Here is a 17,436-nt window from a genome sequence, read left to right on the forward strand (position 1 = left end):
CACCTTAGTATAACAGGTATTATAGTTATTTACTTCCCGTGGGCAGAGAATTGTAATCATATGATTTTTTATTCTGTCCATGATATGATAATTTTAGTAAATACTTGGGAGTAGGAGGAAAAACAAATGACACATATGCATATTACAGCATGGGTACTTGCCTTGATTTTATTTATTGTTGCGTACGTTATGTACAATCAGGGTAAAGGTAAACCTGGTAAGATTGTTCATATGATATTGAGATTGGACTATTTATTTATTTTGTATACAGGTGGTAGCTTGCTTGGACATTATTTCGGTGGAGGAAACCTATTGCCAGAAGCAATTGTCAAAGGATTGGCCGGTATTTGGGTGATCGCCGCACTAGAAATGATTCTTGTGAAAACATCGAAAAACAAGCCTGCTAAAAGCTTCTGGATACAATTAGTAATTGCCTTTATTATCACGCTGGTTCTTGGTTTCTGGCGTTTACCAATGTAAAGTTTTATATGAGGGATATCTAATTAGAGGTACAAATTACATGTGAATTTGTACCTCTAATTTTTTTTCGGCGGATTAGCTCGCAATGCTGCTGATTAATTTTTTCTCCGGCGGATTATCTCGCTCTGCTGCTGATTAATCTATTCTCCGGCGGATTATCTCGCTCTGCTGCTGATTAATCTATTCTCCGGCAGATTATTCCGTTGTGCTGCTGATTAATTTTTTCTCTGGCGGAATATCTCGCTCTGCTGCTAATTAATCTATTCTTCGGCGGATTATTCCGTTGTGCTGCTGATTAATTTTTTCTCTGGCGGAATATCTCGCTCTGCTGCTAATTAATCTATTCTCCGGCGGATTATTCCGTTGTGCTGCTGATTAATTTTTTCTCTGGCGGATTATCACGCTCTGTTGCCGATAGTTTTTGTCGGTAGTTCGCAATTTACTCCAACTGTGCAAAAGGTGAAACTGATAAGATTCTTTTTCAGCACTCTAACATTAGGAAATTAGAACTTGAACTACCCGCCACTTATTTAACCTCGCGGTCAAATTGAAGTGGGGGATTCCTAAGTACAGAAACCCAACGGTCTCTACTTGATTAGGCGATCTCCACAGTTCCTGCGGTTAAGAGGCGGAGTGCCTCGTCTTTCAGATTTTGTGCCGCGTTCAAGTCCCGGTCATGATGCGTTTGGCAAGAAGGACAGTCCCATTTACGCAAGGCAAGGTTTTTGACGTCCTTATGCTGATGACCACAGTTGGAGCATAATTGGCTGCTTGGGAATGTCTTTGAAACAACGACAACCTGCTTTCCGTACCATTCGGCCTTGTATTCCAGCATCGTACGAAAAGTCGACCAGCTTGCTTCACTGATTACCTTTGAAAGCTGTCTATTTTGCAGCATATCTTTCACCTGCAAATCCTCAATTCCGATGATGTCGTGGTTTTTGACAATTTCGGTGGAGAGTTTATGCAGGTAATCGTTGCGTTTATTCATGATTTGCTCGTGCAGGCGGGCGACTTTTCGGCGCTGTTTCTGGTAATTGTGAGCCTCTGCAAGTTTGCATTTGCGGCGGAGAGCACCTTTACGTCTTCTGGACAGGATCCGTTGCGCCTTGGCCAGCTTCTTCTCCAGTTTGCGTACATGCCGTGGATTTTCATGACGGGTTCCGTCTGAAAGAACGGCAAATTCCTTCAGACCAACATCGATGCCGACCGCAGATCCTGTTTTCGGCAGTTCCGACACATTCGTTTCCACCAGAATGGAGACAAAGTATTTACCGGAAGGGTTGCGGCGAACGGTCGCATTTAAGATACGGCCTTCAACTTCACGGCTTTTTGCAAAACGGACAAGTCCAAGTTTCGGGAGCTTCACATGGTTGCCAACAATCGCAATATTACCGTTTGTATGCCGGGTGACATAGGACTGGACTGGATTGTTTTTCGATTTAAAGCGTGGCCGGTCATTCTGTTTACGGAAGAAGCGATCATAAGCATCCGCTAGGTTCTTCAATGCGGATTGCAGGGAAATGGAATCCACTTCCTTCAGCCAGATGGATTCTTTCTTTAGGACGGTAAGTGCTTTGGAACAAAGGCTATAGGTAAGGCCTGTACCCGTTTTTTCATAGGTTGTGTTCCATTCCTCAAGGAAATGGTTGAACACAAATCGACTACAGCCAAGTGTTTTGGCAATCAGTATCTCCTGTTGATGATTCGGATAGATACGGAATTTATACGCTTTATGTACAGCGCCCACCTCCCTAATAAGAATATACGTTCCCATTATAACACACTATCTTATTGGTTGGTAGGAGATGTCGAACAATTGAGGCAGCATACGCTGCCCCTTGTCCGAAGGCGATTCATCTCCCACCTACTCACTGGGCTGCGCCCTTCACGTTCCTTGAGGATGGGAGTATTCTCGCCTATTTTCGGATAAAATTTGAAGGGAACTCTTCTTTTTAAACATTTCCAACACTATATCGCTTGTTATTTATGAAGGTTTTTCAACAATCATAGCGATTTCATTGACTATTCAGCTGAAACATTAATAATAGAAAGGAATGAGTTTACATATTGGAGGAGCTTTTATATGAAAAAAATAGCGACTGTGCTACTGACTATACTTATGCTGACAAGCATTTCAGTTCCGTCTTATGCTGCAGAACAAGGGAATAACCAGCTGGAAGAAGAGATCGTATATAATATTCTAGTTGACCGGTATCATAACTTAGATTTTGATCTTGATGAGCAGGTAGATACTGATGATCCCAAGGCCTACCATGGAGGAGACTTAAAGGGGGTTACCGAGAAGCTTGATTACCTTAAAGAAAATGGGTATTCCACTCTTGTGCTGTCTCCCATTATGGAAAATTCAGCTGATGGCTATCACGGTTATTGGATTGAGGATTTCTATAAGATCGAGGGACAATTTGGTACAATGAAAGACTTAAAGGAATTAATTAAGGAAGCACATGATAGAGAGATCAAAGTTGTATTGGAACTTGTGACAAATTTTGTTTCCACAGATCACCCTATTGTAACGGATCCATCAAAGAAAGATTGGATTCTCAAAGAAAAAAATATAGAAGCAGATTGGGCTAATCATGTAGCCTTTTTAAACCAAGATAACCCGAAAGTAAGGGATTTTCTATTTGATGTTGCTTCATACTGGATGGATGAAACAGATATAGATGGATTTAAATTACATGCTGCAGATTTGTCCTCTCTTGATTTCCTAGAAGGTTTTACGGAGCAAATCAGAAAAAAAAATGAGGCATTTTATTTGCTTGGGGATATCATGGATCCATCCACAAACACAGATGAAATTATGGATAGAACTAGCATCCAAGCAGTAGATAATCATCAGTTGTCTAAAAAGGTAAATGAGGTGTTCTCAAAGCTTGGAGAACCAGTATCTGACATATATGACACATGGGAAAAAAGTGAAGAAGAAACGGGTTTGATTTTTGTGGACGATGAATCAACCAAAAGATTCACACAGCAGCTTGCTGAAAATGGTAGAAGTGCCTTAACCACATGGACCTTAGCTCTAACCTATTTATATACGTCACCTGGAATTCCATCTGTTTTCCAAGGGTCAGACATCCCTATGTACGGCGGGAATGGGGAAGAAGCAAAACGCATTGTACAATTCAATAGTGGGGATCCTGATTTAAATGAGTTTCTTGACCGCATATCTGCATTAAAAGCACAGTTCCCTGTATTATCTCATGGTGATTTTGAATTGGTAGGTTCAGATGGGGCAATGAGTATATTTAAGCGAACCTATGAAGGAACTAGCATGTATATTGCTATTAATAATGATGATCAAACACGAGCAGTTTCTATTGGAGATGTAGGGGAAGGGCTTCAGCTGCGTGGGTATCTGAATGATGACACGATTCGTGCCAATGACAATGGAGAGTACAAAGTAGGACTTGCTCGTGAGAGTGTGGAAGTATATGGTGTGCAACCAGATACAGGATATAATTGGCTGTTTATTGGCTTTGTTATCGGGGTATTCGTATTATTTGCAGTAGCTATCTTTATCTTAAGCCGGAAACAGAAGAAAAGAGAAATGGCAGAAAATAAGCGGTAGACCATTTTATATAAATATTGGTAAAAAACAGGTTCTACTGCAAATGTTAGGGTACTAACGTATCTCGAACATTACTAATTGAAGGAAACAATCTCCGGGGACTAAAGTAATCAGCAGGAGAACAAAAGTATTCCCCGGAAAAAAATAATCAACCAATTAACAAAGCCTCAGCATTTATGCTGGGGCTTTTGTTAATTTACTTTCTTATGCACATACGTCCACACCTGAAGCTCTAAGCAATAACTCGGTATGGCAAAGTAAGCCATTACGAATCTATCCTTACTTCGAGGCGTTACCGCAATTCTTACTATCCTGCGACGATGATACCACCATTTACATGAATCATTTGACCACTTACATAGCTGGAATCGTTACTAGCTAGGTAGACATATGCGGGCGCTAATTCCTTAGGCTGCCCAGGCCGTTTCATTGGAGTGTTTCCACCAAATGATCCTACTTTCTCTTTACTGAAAGTGGATGGAATAAGTGGTGTCCAGATCGGTCCAGGTGCCACACCATTTACCCGGATTCCCTTTTCTGCCAGTTCTTCTGATAAAGATCTGGTGAATGAAGTGATTGCACCTTTGGTAGCAGAGTAATCAATAAGATCTTTACTTCCCTGATATGCTGTAATGGAGGAAGTGTTAATAATGGAGCTGCCTTCTTTCAAGTTTGGCAATACTGCTTTGGTAATATAAAACATGCTGAAGACATTTGTCCTGAACGTTTTTTCCAATTGTTCGCTGGTAATATCCAAGAATTTGCCTTGAGGATGTTGTTCAGCAGCATTATTTACTAGAACATCAATTTTTTTGTATTTATCCAATGTTTCCGTAACTGCTGATTCACAAAAGGATTGGTCACCGAGATCACCGCTTATTAATAAACATTGACGCCCCTCTAATTCGACCAGACGTTTCGTTTCCTCTGCATCTTCATGTTCGTTGAGATACACAATAGCAACATCTGCACCTTCTTTTGCAAAATGCACACTAACAGCACGTCCAATCCCACTGTCGCCTCCAGTTATCAAGGCAACTTTATTCTTTAATTTTTCACTTCCCTGATAATCCTCCCGAATATATTCAGGTTCTGGTTTCATCTTTGATTCAATACCCGGCTGTTGACTCTGTTGCTGAGCCGGAGGTGTATGCTTACCATTCTTCTCTTCCATTGTCCTATTTCCCTCCTGAAAAATGATATAGTTCTCATCTTCCCCAAAAAGGAAATTTCCAATCATTGATGTAGAAAGGGGCAAAAAAAAATAAAGCCCATTTTGGACTTTTAGTACGTATATTCAAAAGCAGATACAGCGCCTTTTTTAAATAAAAAGTAATAGGTTTCTCTATAATAAGCTATATCAATTTCTCCTGTAATGTATTTCCGTTGATAATAATCCAGCAGATCATTCATAGATGAAGGAAGTTGATCTTTTTCTTCTTTGTAAGCAGTAATTAGTTCATTGATTAACATGCAATTCCTCCTATAAGTAAATTTGGACATCCTTAATTAGATAATATGATCTGGATAGGGGAATTATTCTATTATATTAGATAGGAAAGTGGTTTGATTTCTGACTGTCTAAGGTAATAGGATAGAAGAGAAGGTGTGATTCAGGGCCAAGCCCTGAATCGGAAACTAATCAGCAGGTTTATCTAAAAAGAATAAGGCAATTGTCCCTGGACCAGCATGAGCCCCAATCACAGCACCAACCATTTCAATTAGAATGTCTTCAACGCCAAACTTCTCTTTGATCATTGCAGCAAGCTGTTCGGCTCTTTCCAGGTCATCGCCATGACTAATGCCAATTGTTTGATTTGTAAAATCAGTACCTCTTTCCTCCATTATTTCAAGCATACGGTGAAAGAGACGTTTGGAGCCCCTGATCTTTTCTAAGGGTACGAGTTTACCATTATCAACGTGAAGAATTGGTTTAATCTTTAGTAATGAGCCGACAAAAGCAGCTGTTTTACTCACACGACCACCACGATATAAATATTCAAGGTCATCTACGGTAAAGATGTGCTCCATATGTGTTGCATCGTAGGCAGAAGAGTTGATAATATCCTCTACAGAGGCACCATTCATTGCTTTTTTAGCAGCATTTAATACGACTAAACCATAGCCTATGGAAGCACATTTCGTATCAATAACATGGATAGGGGCATTTGGATAGGTTTCTTTTACTTCCTGCTCCATCATTTTTGCTGCTTGGTATGTACCAGACAACTCAGAGGAGAAGGCAAGATATATTATTGCTTGATTTGACTCGGCATAAGATGTAAAAATAGTTTTAAATGCTTGAGGAGATACTTGGGATGTTTTTGGACTCTTGCCATCTCTCATGGCCTCATAAACAGTTTTGGGCTGTATTTCTAACCCATCTGCATATTCCTTTTCATCTAAATGAACGGTTAATGGTACCATTTCAATGTTATATTCGTTATAATATGATTCTGATAAATCGCAAGCGGAATCAGCAAGTATTTTAACGTTCATTTTTTCACCTACATTCTTATGTATTATTACTTTTAGTTTAATGCTACTCTGCCAGATAGTCAAAGTATATTTTTAATACTATTTCCAAAAATTAAATAACAACAAGAAGGAAGAGGAGGTTGGATATTGTTTATTTTTGAAGCAAAACGGATTATTACAGTAATTGTTGGTGCATTTTTAAATGCTGCATCATTGAATTTCTTCTTAATTAAAGCGAATGTATACGCCAGCGGATTCACTGGGGCTGCTCAGTTAGTTTCCAGTGTTTTTAAGGATTTTATTGGTATCGGCGTCAGCACTGGGATTCTGTTACTCTTATTCAATATACCGGTAGCTTTACTTGGTTGGTATAAGGTAGGGAAAGGCTTTACATTTTATAGTATTCTTTCCGTTATTTTTACATCTATTTTTCTAGCTGTTTTACCTGTAACAGCCATGTCAGAGGATATTATTTTAAATGCCGTCTTTGGTGGTGTCATTGCAGGTACAGGTGTTGGGATGACATTAAAGGTCGGTGCGTCCACAGGAGGGATGGACATCGTAGCGATGGTTCTATCCCGGATGAAGGACAGACCAATTGGAACGTACTTTTTAACACTAAACGCGATTATTATCGCTATGGCTGGTATTCTTTATGAGCCGGAAAACGCCTTATATACATTGCTGACATTGTATGTGACAACCCGTGTTATTGATGCAATTCATACACGTCATGAGAAGGTTACAGCTATGATTATTACACATAAAGCGGATGAATTGCAGCAGGAAATTCACAAGACAATGGTCCGGGGGATTACTATTCTTCCAGCAAAAGGTGCATACACCAAATCTGATAAAAATATGCTTTACCTTGTTGTAACACGCTATGAGTTATACGATCTGGAACGGATTATAAATGAAATCGACCCTAATGCGTTCACAAATATTGTGCAAACGACTGGTATATTTGGATTTTTCCGAAGAGATTAGACAAGACATAAGGAGAACACAAGAGAATGAAACGACGGTTTATGTTAATTATTTTGATAGCACTGTTGATTGGTTGCAGTGAAAAGGGACCAGAGGTAAAAGATGACGAAGAGTCTGAAGAAAATACGGTGAGTTTTCGCAATGTTGATGTAAAAGTAGAGGATGGAAATGTTCGTATGACAGGGGAAGCAAATACCAATACGAATACCTTCTATTACAAATTGAAACAGAATGAGAAAACAATAGTTGATGAAAAAAGTAAAAAAGATGTGAACATGGAATGGCAGGAGTTTATGATTGAGTTTAAACTGCCGGAAACTATTGAGCAGGATGGAGAGCCACCGTTTTTACTTTTATATGGAAAAAATGAGGCTGGTGAAGCCATTAATCCAAATTACTTCCCTTTGGATATAGATAGCTAGGGACTGCTTTCCTTAATTAATCAGCCTTACTTTTCACAAAAAAATTATAAACAAAAAAAGGTCAGCTTTAAGGCTGACCTTTCGTATGTACCTAACTATTATTAGTAGCCGTGTTTTTCAAAAACTTCTTGTACTTTAGGGGTTAAGTTATCCCATTCGACATCAAATTGTTTATTCACTGTAATAAAATTCTGATAGCCAAAGACATTATCAACGCCTGCAACTTTCATTAGGTCATTCATAATCTCGTGCTCACTTTCATCGCCTGGCATAACAGAAATACTATTTGTACCTTCAAAGATTAATTTGTCTGTAGTAAATTTTAATGCATTCGGATTTGGTGTAGTTTCAACACGTACTCCCATTACGATTCCCTCCTACTTTAACTAAGTCATACTTACGTATTAGTTTAGCAGAAATAGATCAAGGAAGGAAGGAAAAGACCAAAAACAAACCACCTTTATCGAGAAAGGTGGTTTGTTCGCTTAAAGTAATCCCGTTTCATCATAACAATGAAGTGGAAATTACCATCACGTGCAGAGGTTTAGGTTATTGTAATTGGTCATTTTGCCTCAATTGATTTTCCAACTGCTGTAATTGCTGCTTCTCTTCCGGAGTTGCTTCATTATATGCAGCCTGTATCGCATTTTGTGCAGCCTGTTTGTCAGTTGCATTTGCTGCATTGTTCTGGTTGGTCATAAAGTTGTTTACAGCATTTTTAGCCTGTTGAAATAAATTGTTTTCCAATTAAAACCCTCCTAATGTGTGGTTATCTGCTTCTTCGGCCTTCCGTTCTGCTTCTGTAAACGTAGACCTGTAAGGAAACCGTTCGGCATGTTTTTTAACTGAATCCGCGCTTTGTTGACTAAAACGTCTAGATTTACTACCTTTTCCCACATAAATCCCTCCATAGAAGATATTTAAAGTGGTTCCTATCTAGTAGCTTTCACAATCGCTCTGGAAATTCAGCAAAAAAGTGAACGCATGATACGTTCACTTCTAGTATGGTTTGCATGATATTATTTTATTAAAGGAAATTATTGAGAAATACTTAGTTGGACGATGTTTGGAGTTTCAAGTAATTTTCTAAAAAGCTCCCAACTCCGTCTTGTTCATTTGTAGCTGTAATATGCTTGGCAACAGATTTCAAATCATCTATGGCATTACCCATAGCAACCCCTACACCTGCATAGTCAATCATTTCTAAATCATTATCTTCATCTCCAAAAGCGATGATTCTGTCTTTTGGGATATCAAAGTAATGAGCGATTTTCTGTAAGCCAACAGCCTTATTCATTCCCTTTTTTACAATCTCAATAATATTCCATGGTGCCCCCCATTTTCGATGTTCAATCAGTTCAGCATGATAATCATCCAAGTGTCCACGTAACTGCTTAATGTGGTTTTCTTTCGGATGTATAAGCAAGGAAGTGGGGTCTGTAGTTAACTTGCTTTTTAAATTACCTACTGAAAAGGGTGGGTCATTTTGTGTTGCATGGAAGATATCAATAATATCCTGGTCAAATTGGTCTAAATAAACCTCATCCATTACTTCAGCAAGGATGTTATTCACATCCAGCTCGTAACATGTATCTATAATTTTATGTGCAGTACGGACCGGCATCGGATTATGCAATGCATCCCATTTATTGTCTCGGGGATGATGAATTAGTGCCCCATTAAAATTCACCATTGGTGTGTCCAGGCTTAATTCATGATAATAATCAATGCTGGCCCTGTGCGGCCTACCTGTTGCAATGACTACTATATGGCCTGCTTCGATTGCTTGAAGTACAGTTTGCTTTGTTTTATTACTGATTACTTTCTTGTCGGTTAAGAGTGTTCCATCAAGATCCAATGCAATCAAATGTCGTTTATTTTCCATATCATTCACCTCATCTGAAATTAGTTTACCATCATTTACATCGCTTCTAAAGCAATAAATAAACATAATAGCGTAAATTTTCCTTTACATAATTTGCAATAAACGTATTACAGCCATTAAAATAGAACTAACTGACATAGTATACATGAGGAGACGTTGTAGATGATAGGAATAGAAAAACACATAATAGACGAGATACCTTGTTTAGTTGTTGGAGATACATCAAAGAAAAAAGAAGCTTTGCCTACGGTATTATATTTCCATGGTTTCACAAGTGCAAAGGAACATAATTTGCCTTTAGCTTATTTACTGGCTGAAAAAGGTTATAGAGTAATACTTCCGGATAGTGAATATCATGGAGAGCGTGAACAAGACGTTTCTTCTAGAAAAGTGCAAGTTTCATTTTGGGAAATTGTAATGAATAATGTGAAGGAACTGAAAGTAATCAAAGAAGCACTTGAGGAAAAAGGGTTGATTCTTAACGGTAGGTTTGGAATTGCAGGTACTAGCATGGGCGGAATTACAACATCTGCTGCACTAGCTCACTATCCATGGATTCGTACCGCAGCTATATTAATGGGGTCCCCGAAAATTACAACTTATGCAAAGACATTGGTGGATAGTTTTAAAAAAATGGGAGATCTCCCTGTTACAGATGAGATGATTAATTATTTATATGAACAACTGGAACAATATGATTTATCCAAGCAGCCTGAAAAGTTGAACCAACGAGCATTACTATTATGGCACGGAGAAAATGACCCTGTCGTCCCCTTTGACCATTCATATACATTTTATGAAGAAGCAAAAAAACAATACAAAAATCAAGCGGATATCAAATTTTTGAAGGAAGCAAACCGTGGGCATAAGGTGAGCAGATATGCTATTCTTGAAACGGTGAAATGGTTTGAAGACCATTTATAAATATTCACCTAAGTGATTCATATCATTTTAAAAAAATAGGAAATATGTTTAAATATAAATAGGATGAATAGGAGGTATGAAGTATGGATGAAGCTTTAAAAGAGAATTTAATGGGCGCACTGGAAAACGTAATTGATCCCGAGTTAGGTATAGATGTTGTTAATCTAGGTTTAATATATGATGTGGATTTAGACGAAGATGGGCTTTGTACAGTTACAATGACACTTACATCGATGGGCTGTCCACTCGCAGGGCATATTGAACAGGATATACGTCGTGCATTAGCTGATATTCCTGAAGCGAAGGAAGTAAAGGTTGATATCGTATGGAATCCGCCATGGGGTAAAGACAAAATGTCACGTTATGCTAAAATTGCATTAGGGATTCCAGATTGATAAAAAAGAAAGGTTGATTCATACACATGAATTAACCTTTTTGTGTAAAGTAGAAAAATATGATTTCTGATGCTATGATGTTCTTTGCAAAAAAACGGAGACCGGTTTTCGTGCAGAAAGCTCATCAGTGCGGTAATTTAGCTTTACTAATCGTCACTTCTACACGTATACAATTTATAGTATAGAGGATGGAAGAAGGGAATCGCATATAAGATGAACTATCAAAAAAGTGTGTTGCCAATTTGTCAGATCATTGGCTATAAAAACGCCGGAAAAACTACTTTAATGGAGCAGCTTATTGGTTATTTTACCTCTCGGCAATGGAAGGTAGGAGCAATAAAGCATCACGGGCATGGTGGTGAGCCTGATTATCAGCCTGGTACGGACAGTCAACGGCATTATGAAGCAGGCGCTACTATAAGTGGAGTACAGGGAGAAAGTCAATTGCAACTAACCTTAAGAGACGATGGCAGCTTGGAAAACGTATTGGATTTTTACCGTCTATTGGATCTTGATATGTTGTTCATGGAAGGGTATAAAAAGGAAGACTATCCAAAAATTGTTATTTTGAAGGATGAGAAGGATGTAGAGCTATTAAATCTTTCGAATGTAATAGCTGTTGGGTTATGGAATAATGAAATGAGGGCATTTACAAAATACCCAACTTTTTCGATGCATAAGATCGAACAGTCTTTATCGCAATTGGCAACTGTAATTACAACCCATCTTGACTTTAAATGCTAAAACTGTTTTTATGTGGAAAGGGATATTATGCAGAATTTTTGGATCACAGAAGAAGCAATAGAAATTAATGATGTCGTTAAAAAAGTAACAAGAGCAGAAGCAGGAGCTATAAGCACATTTATTGGCACAGTGCGCGAACTTACTAAAGGCAAGCGGACTTTATACCTTGAATATCAGGCTTATACTGCCATGGCAGAAAAAAAGCTCGAGGAAATCGGTAGGGAAATTGATGAACGATGGGAAAATACGCAAACAGCGATTGCTCATCGTGTCGGACGTCTGGAAATTTCCGATATTGCAGTAGTTATAGCAGTTTCCACGCCACATCGCAAAGATGCTTTTGAAGCGAGCCGCTATGCAATTGAGCGTATTAAAGAAATTGTCCCTATCTGGAAAAAAGAGCATTGGGAAAATGGGGAACTCTGGATTGGAGATCAAAAGGAGCAAGTTTCTTACGATGGTAATTTCCCTGCTAAGGAGGAAATGCAAAATGATTAAGGTATTATTTTTCGCCGAGCTTCAGGAAAAGGTAGGCAATGGGAAAGTTCCTATGGATGCAGCAGGAAAATCTGTGAAAGAATTAAAGCAGATGCTTGTAGCAGAATATCAATTAAAAACACTGGACAATGTGATGGTTGCAGTAAACGAAGAGTACACGACAGAGAGCACCATCCTTGCAGATGATGATGTGGTTGCATTTATTCCACCAGTAAGTGGTGGATAGATAAAGATGAAGAGACTGTTTCGCTCCTGTGCGGAACAGTCTCTTTTTTGATTTACAACTATTGGTGTGGTATTAGATTATTTACAAGAAGTAAAATGCCAAATGTTTCGATGAAAAGCAAGTCTCCTAAATAACCTGCTCTATAATTAGAATAATTCATCTTCCAGTGCTTCTATATTAATTTGTAGAAGCCCTGATTTATCTGTTTGTATGAAGTTTTTCTTTTTTAATTGAGTTAATGTCCTGCTGACGGTTTCCCGGCTCGAACCAATCATGTTGGCCATTTCTCTATTTGTAAATTGTGTGTCAATAACAGTATGCGTATCTGAGACTTCTCTTCCGTGATTTTTAGCCAATCGTAATAATAACAGGATTATTTGTTCGTACGTATTATGCAAAATCTTTTCTTGCAGCCGGTTTTGCAAATCGACGATTTTATCTCCAAGTACACGAAAAAGTTTAATACATATTTCCGGATGGGTAATAAGAAAGTTTTCAAAAGAATGTATCGGTATATAAATAAGTACCGCATCTTCAGTTACCTCTGCATGTGCCGGGTAATCATCTTGTCTAAAAAACCCTTGGTGTGGGAACATGTCACCAGGCTGCAGCATATTAACGATCTGTTCCTTTCCGTGTATGTCCGTTTTATATATTTTAACAAGACCCTTATGTATGAAGTACACATTAGTTAGCGGATCGCCTTGCATAAAAATATGGGTTCCTGAGCGGTATATTCGATTTTTTGCAAGATTAATAATTGGCTCCATTTCAAAGTCAGTTAAATCTTTAAACATAGGAAAACGTTGTAAAAGTTCCTGAATCGATTGCGTGTTCACCAAAAAACTCCTTTCAATTTCTGTCCCTATTCTATTCATCATTTTACCATGAGAATGGACTTCAACCTACGAAAAAAATGACTGGTTTGTAATAATGTGATAAATATCATATCCGATGGGTGTTTTATCTCACAACCTGCCCATCTTTTTCAGTTTATGATATACATGTAATTAATTGATTGGGAGGCGTGATCACATGAGTGAGTTGAAGTATGCAGCAAAAGTACATGCACCAGATATTGAACCGAGAATAAGACACCCACGGATATTTGAAGTTTTTGATGAATTAAAGGCGGGGGAGATCATGGAACTAACGAATGATCATGATCCAAAACCGCTTCAGTATCAATTTATGATGGAACGGAAAGATACCTTTGAATGGGAGTATCTAGAAGAAGGGCCAATGCTTTGGAGAGTAGCGATTGGAAAAAAATAAACTAAAAATAAAAAGGCCATGTTTTCGGGGCCTTTTTGTGTTACTAAAAGGAATATAAGCCGTAAGAGTAATTTTAGGTGAGTTATCGTATGGTACATTATTAATCACATTGTGTGATTGTGACGATATGATGAATTCTGTTTAAAAAGTGAAAAACATCACACCCACATTATAAATAGTAATTTACAATTTATGTAGATAGTTTGAGGAGGGGTACGATGTTTTCACGAGATTATAATAAAAATCCTTTTATTGTTATATGGGAATTGACCAGGGCTTGTCAGCTTAAGTGCCTTCACTGTCGGGCAGAAGCTCAGTATCATAGAAATCCGCTGGAACTTGATTTTGAAGAGGGTAAGAAGCTAATTGATGATATATATGAAATGGATAATCCAATGCTTGTGTTTACAGGTGGTGACCCTTTGGAAAGACCAGATGTTTTTGATATAGCAGCATATGCTGTAAAAAAAGGTGTGCGAGTATCCATGACGCCATCTGCAACACCAAACGTTACAAAAGAAGCCATGCAAAAAGCAAAAGATGTCGGCTTAGCAAGATGGGCCTTTAGTATTGATGGGCATTGTGCAGGTGTACATGATCATTTTCGTGGAACAGAGGGATCTTTTGATTTAACAATGAATGCAATAAAATATCTTCACGAATTGAACATGCCTTTGCAAATTAACACGGTAATATCAAGATATAATTATGAATATTTGGATGAGATGGCTGAAATGGTGGAAAAACTGGGCTGTGTATTATGGAGTGTGTTTTTCCTGGTTCCTACAGGAAGGGGAAAGGAATCGGATATGATTACACCCGCAGAGCATGAAAAAGTATTCCGGTGGCTTTATGACTTATCCAAACGTGTGCCGTTTGATATTAAAACAACAGCTGGTCAACACTACAGACGAGTGGTAATTCAAAATAAAATAAGAGAACAAAAAGGGATGAGTGATAAGGAGCATATTTTCTATGAGGATGCACTGATGAATGGTAAAACCGGACAGATCGACGGCTTAGGACGCGCTCCTAAAGGTGTAAATGATGGAAATGGCTTCGTGTTTATTTCTCATACTGGAGATGTATACCCAAGCGGGTTGCTTCCTATAAAAGCTGGTAATGTAAGAAGAACACCGCTCGCGGAAATTTACCGAGAGTCCGAAGTATTTAAGAACTTGCGTAACCCTGATAAATATAAAGGGAAATGTGGTGTTTGCGAATTTCGCCATGTTTGTGGAGGATCAAGATCCCGCGCCTATAATGTGACAGGTGATTACATGGAAAGTGAACCATATTGTGTTTATATTCCAAGGGCGATGCGTAAAAAGAAGAAGTCGAAAGTATAGCAACAGAATCCAAAGCGCTCACTAATATTTTTTGATTTAATATATTTTGAGGGGGCAAATGATTCGCAAAGTAGATATACTCCGAACTAATTTGGTTGTTTGTAAATGACCGTTTCGGAAAACACACTTCGCTTTCCGTGGGCAACGCTTCAGCTTCCTCGGAAGAAAACCACTTCCTGCGGGATCTTCAGCTGTTGCTTTTCCCAAAGGAGTCTTCGTGTTTTTCCTACACTGGTAAAGTTGTTAGATATAACGCGCTATTTATAGTTTAAAGCAGATACGAATTGATTGGAGCGGAAGGGGGCGACTCCTACTGGAATAGCATGAGCTGAAGACCCTGGACGTAGCGTAGCGGAGGAAGCGGCTGAAGCCATGCCGGTGGAAAGCGTCCCCCTGCAGTGGAAATCAATGGGTCCCTCCGCTTCCTTAAAATGAGATATACTTTTGTTCGCATTTTTTCTCCTGCTACGAATTATTGAGATGTAACTTTTGTACCCCAGAATTTGCAATAGAACCATATTCTATAGTAAAAAAAGGAGTCAGCTTGTGCAAGCCGACTCCTTTTTTTACTAATGTATAGTGCATAGGACAACAGGACAATCTTCACAATTAATTTGCGATTTTAAGAAATTCAAATCATGAATAGTGATATGTCCTTTGTCCATAGAAATAATAGAATTTCGTTTTAACTCATTTAACAAACGGTTGACACTTTCTCTTGTTGTACCACAAAAGTTAGCCAATTGCTGGTTTGTCAGTGATATATCGATGAAAATATCTTGTTTTCTTTTTATTCCGTAACTATTAGAAAGACGAATTAACGTGGAGTATAGAGCACCTTTTTTTCCAAAAAGTACAAGATCACGAAATCTCGTTTGGTCCCTGCGATAAGAGTCATTCATTAACTGCATAAATTCGATGGTAAGTTCTTTTTCCAGTAGCAAGCTTTCTTCCAGCTTTGCTTTGTCTAGTACAAGAACTTCCCCATCTTCCAGCACTTTTGCATGAAGAATATATTTTACTTCTTCAGAATATAAATTAATTTCTCCAATAATATCACCAGCATGACAGATTCTTAAAGCAAGTTCTTTTCCATCAGGAGAAAGTTTCCCAATTTGTACCTTTCCTGAGGTTACCATAAATATTCTGGAGGCAGGCTCTCCTTCATTAAATAGAAATGTATCTTTTTTTATTGGTAGTGGGTTTCCTTCCTTATGAAGGAGCTTCTGAAGATCTGTGGAAACTTCAGATGTTTTTAATCTACTTTTCATACGGAGCAACCACCTTTATAAAACACTGCAACAGCATACTCTTTATCGAACATATACCTTATATGTTTGCTTATTATAAGAATAGGATAACAAGGATACCTACAATAAAGCAATAGAAAGAGAAGTACTTCAAATTCCCTTTTGCCATAATATTTATAAACCACTTCAGTGCATAGAAAGAAGCTACAATTGATGCCATAAATGCAATCAGGTATGGAATCATTAAGGCATCAAAGTTAGGGTCACTAATGATATCTGTAACCGAAAGGACAGTGATACCAAGACTGACAGGGATGTATAATAGGAAAGAAAATCGCAATGCGGTTTCCTGTTTCATTCCTACAAGCATTGCAGCTACAATGGTAGCTCCTGAGCGGCTGATACCTGGAATTAAGGCAACTGCTTGGGCGAAACCTACAACTAGCGCATCTCGCACTGTTAAATCTCCGTCATTTTTATTTCCACGCATATTACGAATGATCCATAAAGCTGCACCTGTAATCAGTAGTGTGAAACCAACAACAGTGACACCACTTAATTTATCTTCAATATAATCTTCCAGAAGTAGTCCGAGAACCCCTGTTGGAATAGTGGCAACGATAAGGAAAACGATAAATTGGAAATCACCTTTGGCTGATTCTTCCTTTTTCGTAACATAGTGAAGTGTATTTTGGATCAGACGGATAATGTCTTTTCGAAAAACAAGTAATACTGCAATAAGGGACCCAAAATTAACTAATATTTCAAATGAGAGTCCTTTTATATTAATAGAAAAAAGCTCTCTTAAAATAACCAAGTGTCCACTTGAAGAAATGGGGATTGGTTCTGTAAAACCTTGAAATAATCCTAAAATTAAATACTTTATTAATGTCCCTAATTCTGTCATTGTCTCCATGAGATATCT

Annotated in this window: 21 protein-coding genes; 11 read left to right on the forward strand and 10 right to left on the reverse strand. The window is 38.2% G+C overall.

Features of this window, described 5'->3' with window-relative positions; translation table 11 throughout:
- The first annotated feature begins 126 nt into the window (after positions 1 to 126).
- On the forward strand, positions 127 to 480 hold the full coding sequence (locus tag X953_RS05050) for a YisL family protein (protein ID WP_040954630.1): 354 nt from the start codon (positions 127 to 129) through the stop codon (positions 478 to 480).
- Positions 481 to 1,075: 595 nt separating this feature from the next.
- Here X953_RS05050 and tnpB read toward each other — a convergent pair.
- Entirely contained in the window at positions 1,076 to 2,257 is a 1,182-nt protein-coding gene (gene tnpB, locus X953_RS05055) for an IS200/IS605 family element RNA-guided endonuclease TnpB (RefSeq protein WP_052350041.1), read from the reverse strand.
- Between the two features lie 309 nt (positions 2,258 to 2,566).
- Between tnpB and X953_RS05060 the strand changes: the two genes are divergently transcribed.
- Positions 2,567 to 4,075 carry an alpha-amylase family glycosyl hydrolase gene (locus X953_RS05060; RefSeq protein WP_040954631.1) on the forward strand — a complete coding sequence of 503 codons (1,509 nt, stop codon included), beginning with the start codon at positions 2,567 to 2,569 and terminating at the stop codon, positions 4,073 to 4,075.
- Positions 4,076 to 4,382: 307 nt separating this feature from the next.
- Here X953_RS05060 and X953_RS05065 read toward each other — a convergent pair whose 3' ends face one another.
- The 3 genes from X953_RS05065 to X953_RS05075 all read right to left on the reverse strand — a co-directional run bounded on the left by X953_RS05065 (position 4,383) and on the right by X953_RS05075 (position 6,574).
- Positions 4,383 to 5,249 (reverse strand): SDR family oxidoreductase, encoded by an 867-nt coding sequence (locus tag X953_RS05065; RefSeq protein WP_040954632.1) that lies wholly within the window; start codon positions 5,247 to 5,249, stop codon positions 4,383 to 4,385.
- A gap of 110 nt (positions 5,250 to 5,359) precedes the next feature.
- Positions 5,360 to 5,548: a YppF family protein gene (yppF, locus tag X953_RS05070; protein ID WP_040954633.1), complete on the reverse strand. Its 189-nt coding sequence runs from the start codon at positions 5,546 to 5,548 to the stop codon at positions 5,360 to 5,362.
- A gap of 165 nt (positions 5,549 to 5,713) precedes the next feature.
- Positions 5,714 to 6,574: a DegV family protein gene (locus X953_RS05075; protein ID WP_040954634.1), complete on the reverse strand. Its 861-nt coding sequence runs from the start codon at positions 6,572 to 6,574 to the stop codon at positions 5,714 to 5,716.
- 126 nt (positions 6,575 to 6,700) lie between these two features.
- Here X953_RS05075 and X953_RS05080 point away from each other — a divergent pair, with 126 nt between their 5' ends.
- Together X953_RS05080 and X953_RS05085 are read left to right on the forward strand one after the other, a co-directional pair.
- Positions 6,701 to 7,543 carry a YitT family protein gene (locus X953_RS05080; protein ID WP_040954635.1) on the forward strand — a complete coding sequence of 281 codons (843 nt, stop codon included), beginning with the start codon at positions 6,701 to 6,703 and terminating at the stop codon, positions 7,541 to 7,543.
- A 26-nt stretch (positions 7,544 to 7,569) separates the two neighbouring features.
- On the forward strand, positions 7,570 to 7,965 hold the full coding sequence (locus X953_RS05085; RefSeq protein WP_040954636.1) for a hypothetical protein: 396 nt from the start codon (positions 7,570 to 7,572) through the stop codon (positions 7,963 to 7,965).
- Positions 7,966 to 8,066: 101 nt separating this feature from the next.
- Here the strand turns inward: X953_RS05085 and X953_RS05090 are convergent, their stop codons facing one another.
- From X953_RS05090 to X953_RS05100, 3 genes are all read right to left on the reverse strand, one after another.
- Positions 8,067 to 8,330, reverse strand: coding sequence for a NifU N-terminal domain-containing protein (locus X953_RS05090; RefSeq protein ID WP_040954637.1), 264 nt, complete (start codon positions 8,328 to 8,330; stop codon positions 8,067 to 8,069).
- A 184-nt stretch (positions 8,331 to 8,514) separates the two neighbouring features.
- Positions 8,515 to 8,712 carry a DUF3813 family protein gene (locus X953_RS05095; protein ID WP_040954638.1) on the reverse strand — a complete coding sequence of 66 codons (198 nt, stop codon included), beginning with the start codon at positions 8,710 to 8,712 and terminating at the stop codon, positions 8,515 to 8,517.
- Positions 8,713 to 9,016: 304 nt separating this feature from the next.
- Entirely contained in the window at positions 9,017 to 9,850 is an 834-nt protein-coding gene (locus X953_RS05100) for a Cof-type HAD-IIB family hydrolase (protein WP_040956965.1), read from the reverse strand.
- A 162-nt stretch (positions 9,851 to 10,012) separates the two neighbouring features.
- Here X953_RS05100 and X953_RS05105 point away from each other — a divergent pair, with 162 nt between their 5' ends.
- The 5 genes from X953_RS05105 (at position 10,013) to moaD (ending at position 12,637) form a co-directional block, all read left to right on the forward strand.
- Positions 10,013 to 10,774 (forward strand): alpha/beta fold hydrolase, encoded by a 762-nt coding sequence (locus X953_RS05105; RefSeq protein ID WP_040954639.1) that lies wholly within the window; start codon positions 10,013 to 10,015, stop codon positions 10,772 to 10,774.
- Between the two features lie 83 nt (positions 10,775 to 10,857).
- Positions 10,858 to 11,169 carry a metal-sulfur cluster assembly factor gene (locus X953_RS05110; RefSeq protein WP_040954640.1) on the forward strand — a complete coding sequence of 104 codons (312 nt, stop codon included), beginning with the start codon at positions 10,858 to 10,860 and terminating at the stop codon, positions 11,167 to 11,169.
- A 213-nt stretch (positions 11,170 to 11,382) separates the two neighbouring features.
- The gene (gene mobB, locus X953_RS05115; protein ID WP_052350042.1) at positions 11,383 to 11,913 is read left to right on the forward strand and encodes a molybdopterin-guanine dinucleotide biosynthesis protein B; all 531 of its coding nucleotides are present in this window, start codon (positions 11,383 to 11,385) and stop codon (positions 11,911 to 11,913) included.
- Positions 11,914 to 11,940: 27 nt separating this feature from the next.
- Positions 11,941 to 12,411: a molybdenum cofactor biosynthesis protein MoaE gene (locus X953_RS05120; protein ID WP_040954641.1), complete on the forward strand. Its 471-nt coding sequence runs from the start codon at positions 11,941 to 11,943 to the stop codon at positions 12,409 to 12,411.
- A complete protein-coding gene (moaD, locus tag X953_RS05125) occupies positions 12,404 to 12,637 on the forward strand; it encodes a molybdopterin converting factor subunit 1 (protein WP_040954642.1) in 234 nt (77 codons plus the stop codon). The genes X953_RS05120 and moaD overlap by 8 nt, the downstream gene beginning before the upstream one ends.
- 146 nt (positions 12,638 to 12,783) lie before the next feature.
- On the opposite strand, the gene X953_RS05130 is transcribed toward moaD, so the two are convergent.
- Positions 12,784 to 13,476 (reverse strand): Crp/Fnr family transcriptional regulator, encoded by a 693-nt coding sequence (locus X953_RS05130; protein ID WP_040954643.1) that lies wholly within the window; start codon positions 13,474 to 13,476, stop codon positions 12,784 to 12,786.
- 196 nt (positions 13,477 to 13,672) lie between these two features.
- On the opposite strand from X953_RS05130, the gene X953_RS05135 reads away from it, so the two are divergent.
- Both X953_RS05135 and X953_RS05140 read left to right on the forward strand, forming a co-directional pair.
- Positions 13,673 to 13,912: a DUF2249 domain-containing protein gene (locus X953_RS05135; protein ID WP_040954644.1), complete on the forward strand. Its 240-nt coding sequence runs from the start codon at positions 13,673 to 13,675 to the stop codon at positions 13,910 to 13,912.
- Between the two features lie 218 nt (positions 13,913 to 14,130).
- Positions 14,131 to 15,261 (forward strand): TIGR04053 family radical SAM/SPASM domain-containing protein, encoded by a 1,131-nt coding sequence (locus X953_RS05140; protein WP_040954645.1) that lies wholly within the window; start codon positions 14,131 to 14,133, stop codon positions 15,259 to 15,261.
- Between the two features lie 569 nt (positions 15,262 to 15,830).
- Here the strand turns inward: X953_RS05140 and X953_RS05145 are convergent.
- Together X953_RS05145 and X953_RS05150 are read right to left on the reverse strand one after the other, a co-directional pair.
- Positions 15,831 to 16,532: a Crp/Fnr family transcriptional regulator gene (locus X953_RS05145; RefSeq protein ID WP_040954646.1), complete on the reverse strand. Its 702-nt coding sequence runs from the start codon at positions 16,530 to 16,532 to the stop codon at positions 15,831 to 15,833.
- A gap of 73 nt (positions 16,533 to 16,605) precedes the next feature.
- A complete protein-coding gene (locus X953_RS05150) occupies positions 16,606 to 17,418 on the reverse strand; it encodes an undecaprenyl-diphosphate phosphatase (RefSeq protein WP_040956967.1) in 813 nt (270 codons plus the stop codon).
- Between the last annotated feature and the right edge of the window lie 18 nt (positions 17,419 to 17,436).

Origin of the sequence: Virgibacillus sp. SK37, assembly GCF_000725285.1 — a bacterium.
Lineage (GTDB): Bacteria > Bacillota > Bacilli > Bacillales > Amphibacillaceae > Virgibacillus_Q.

Coding starts and splice junctions, on each gene's coding strand:
- X953_RS05050 (WP_040954630.1), top strand. CDS start 127: ATGACACATATGCATATTACAGCATGGGTACTTGCCTTGATTTTATTT.
- tnpB (WP_052350041.1), bottom strand. CDS start 2,257: ATGGGAACGTATATTCTTATTAGGGAGGTGGGCGCTGTACATAAAGCG.
- X953_RS05060 (WP_040954631.1), top strand. CDS start 2,567: ATGAAAAAAATAGCGACTGTGCTACTGACTATACTTATGCTGACAAGC.
- X953_RS05065 (WP_040954632.1), bottom strand. CDS start 5,249: ATGGAAGAGAAGAATGGTAAGCATACACCTCCGGCTCAGCAACAGAGT.
- yppF (WP_040954633.1), bottom strand. CDS start 5,548: ATGTTAATCAATGAACTAATTACTGCTTACAAAGAAGAAAAAGATCAA.
- X953_RS05075 (WP_040954634.1), bottom strand. CDS start 6,574: ATGAACGTTAAAATACTTGCTGATTCCGCTTGCGATTTATCAGAATCA.
- X953_RS05085 (WP_040954636.1), top strand. CDS start 7,570: ATGAAACGACGGTTTATGTTAATTATTTTGATAGCACTGTTGATTGGT.
- X953_RS05090 (WP_040954637.1), bottom strand. CDS start 8,330: ATGGGAGTACGTGTTGAAACTACACCAAATCCGAATGCATTAAAATTT.
- X953_RS05100 (WP_040956965.1), bottom strand. CDS start 9,850: ATGGAAAATAAACGACATTTGATTGCATTGGATCTTGATGGAACACTC.
- X953_RS05105 (WP_040954639.1), top strand. CDS start 10,013: ATGATAGGAATAGAAAAACACATAATAGACGAGATACCTTGTTTAGTT.
- X953_RS05110 (WP_040954640.1), top strand. CDS start 10,858: ATGGATGAAGCTTTAAAAGAGAATTTAATGGGCGCACTGGAAAACGTA.
- mobB (WP_052350042.1), top strand. CDS start 11,383: ATGAACTATCAAAAAAGTGTGTTGCCAATTTGTCAGATCATTGGCTAT.
- X953_RS05120 (WP_040954641.1), top strand. CDS start 11,941: ATGCAGAATTTTTGGATCACAGAAGAAGCAATAGAAATTAATGATGTC.
- moaD (WP_040954642.1), top strand. CDS start 12,404: ATGATTAAGGTATTATTTTTCGCCGAGCTTCAGGAAAAGGTAGGCAAT.
- X953_RS05135 (WP_040954644.1), top strand. CDS start 13,673: ATGAGTGAGTTGAAGTATGCAGCAAAAGTACATGCACCAGATATTGAA.
- X953_RS05140 (WP_040954645.1), top strand. CDS start 14,131: ATGTTTTCACGAGATTATAATAAAAATCCTTTTATTGTTATATGGGAA.
- X953_RS05145 (WP_040954646.1), bottom strand. CDS start 16,532: ATGAAAAGTAGATTAAAAACATCTGAAGTTTCCACAGATCTTCAGAAG.
- X953_RS05150 (WP_040956967.1), bottom strand. CDS start 17,418: ATGACAGAATTAGGGACATTAATAAAGTATTTAATTTTAGGATTATTT.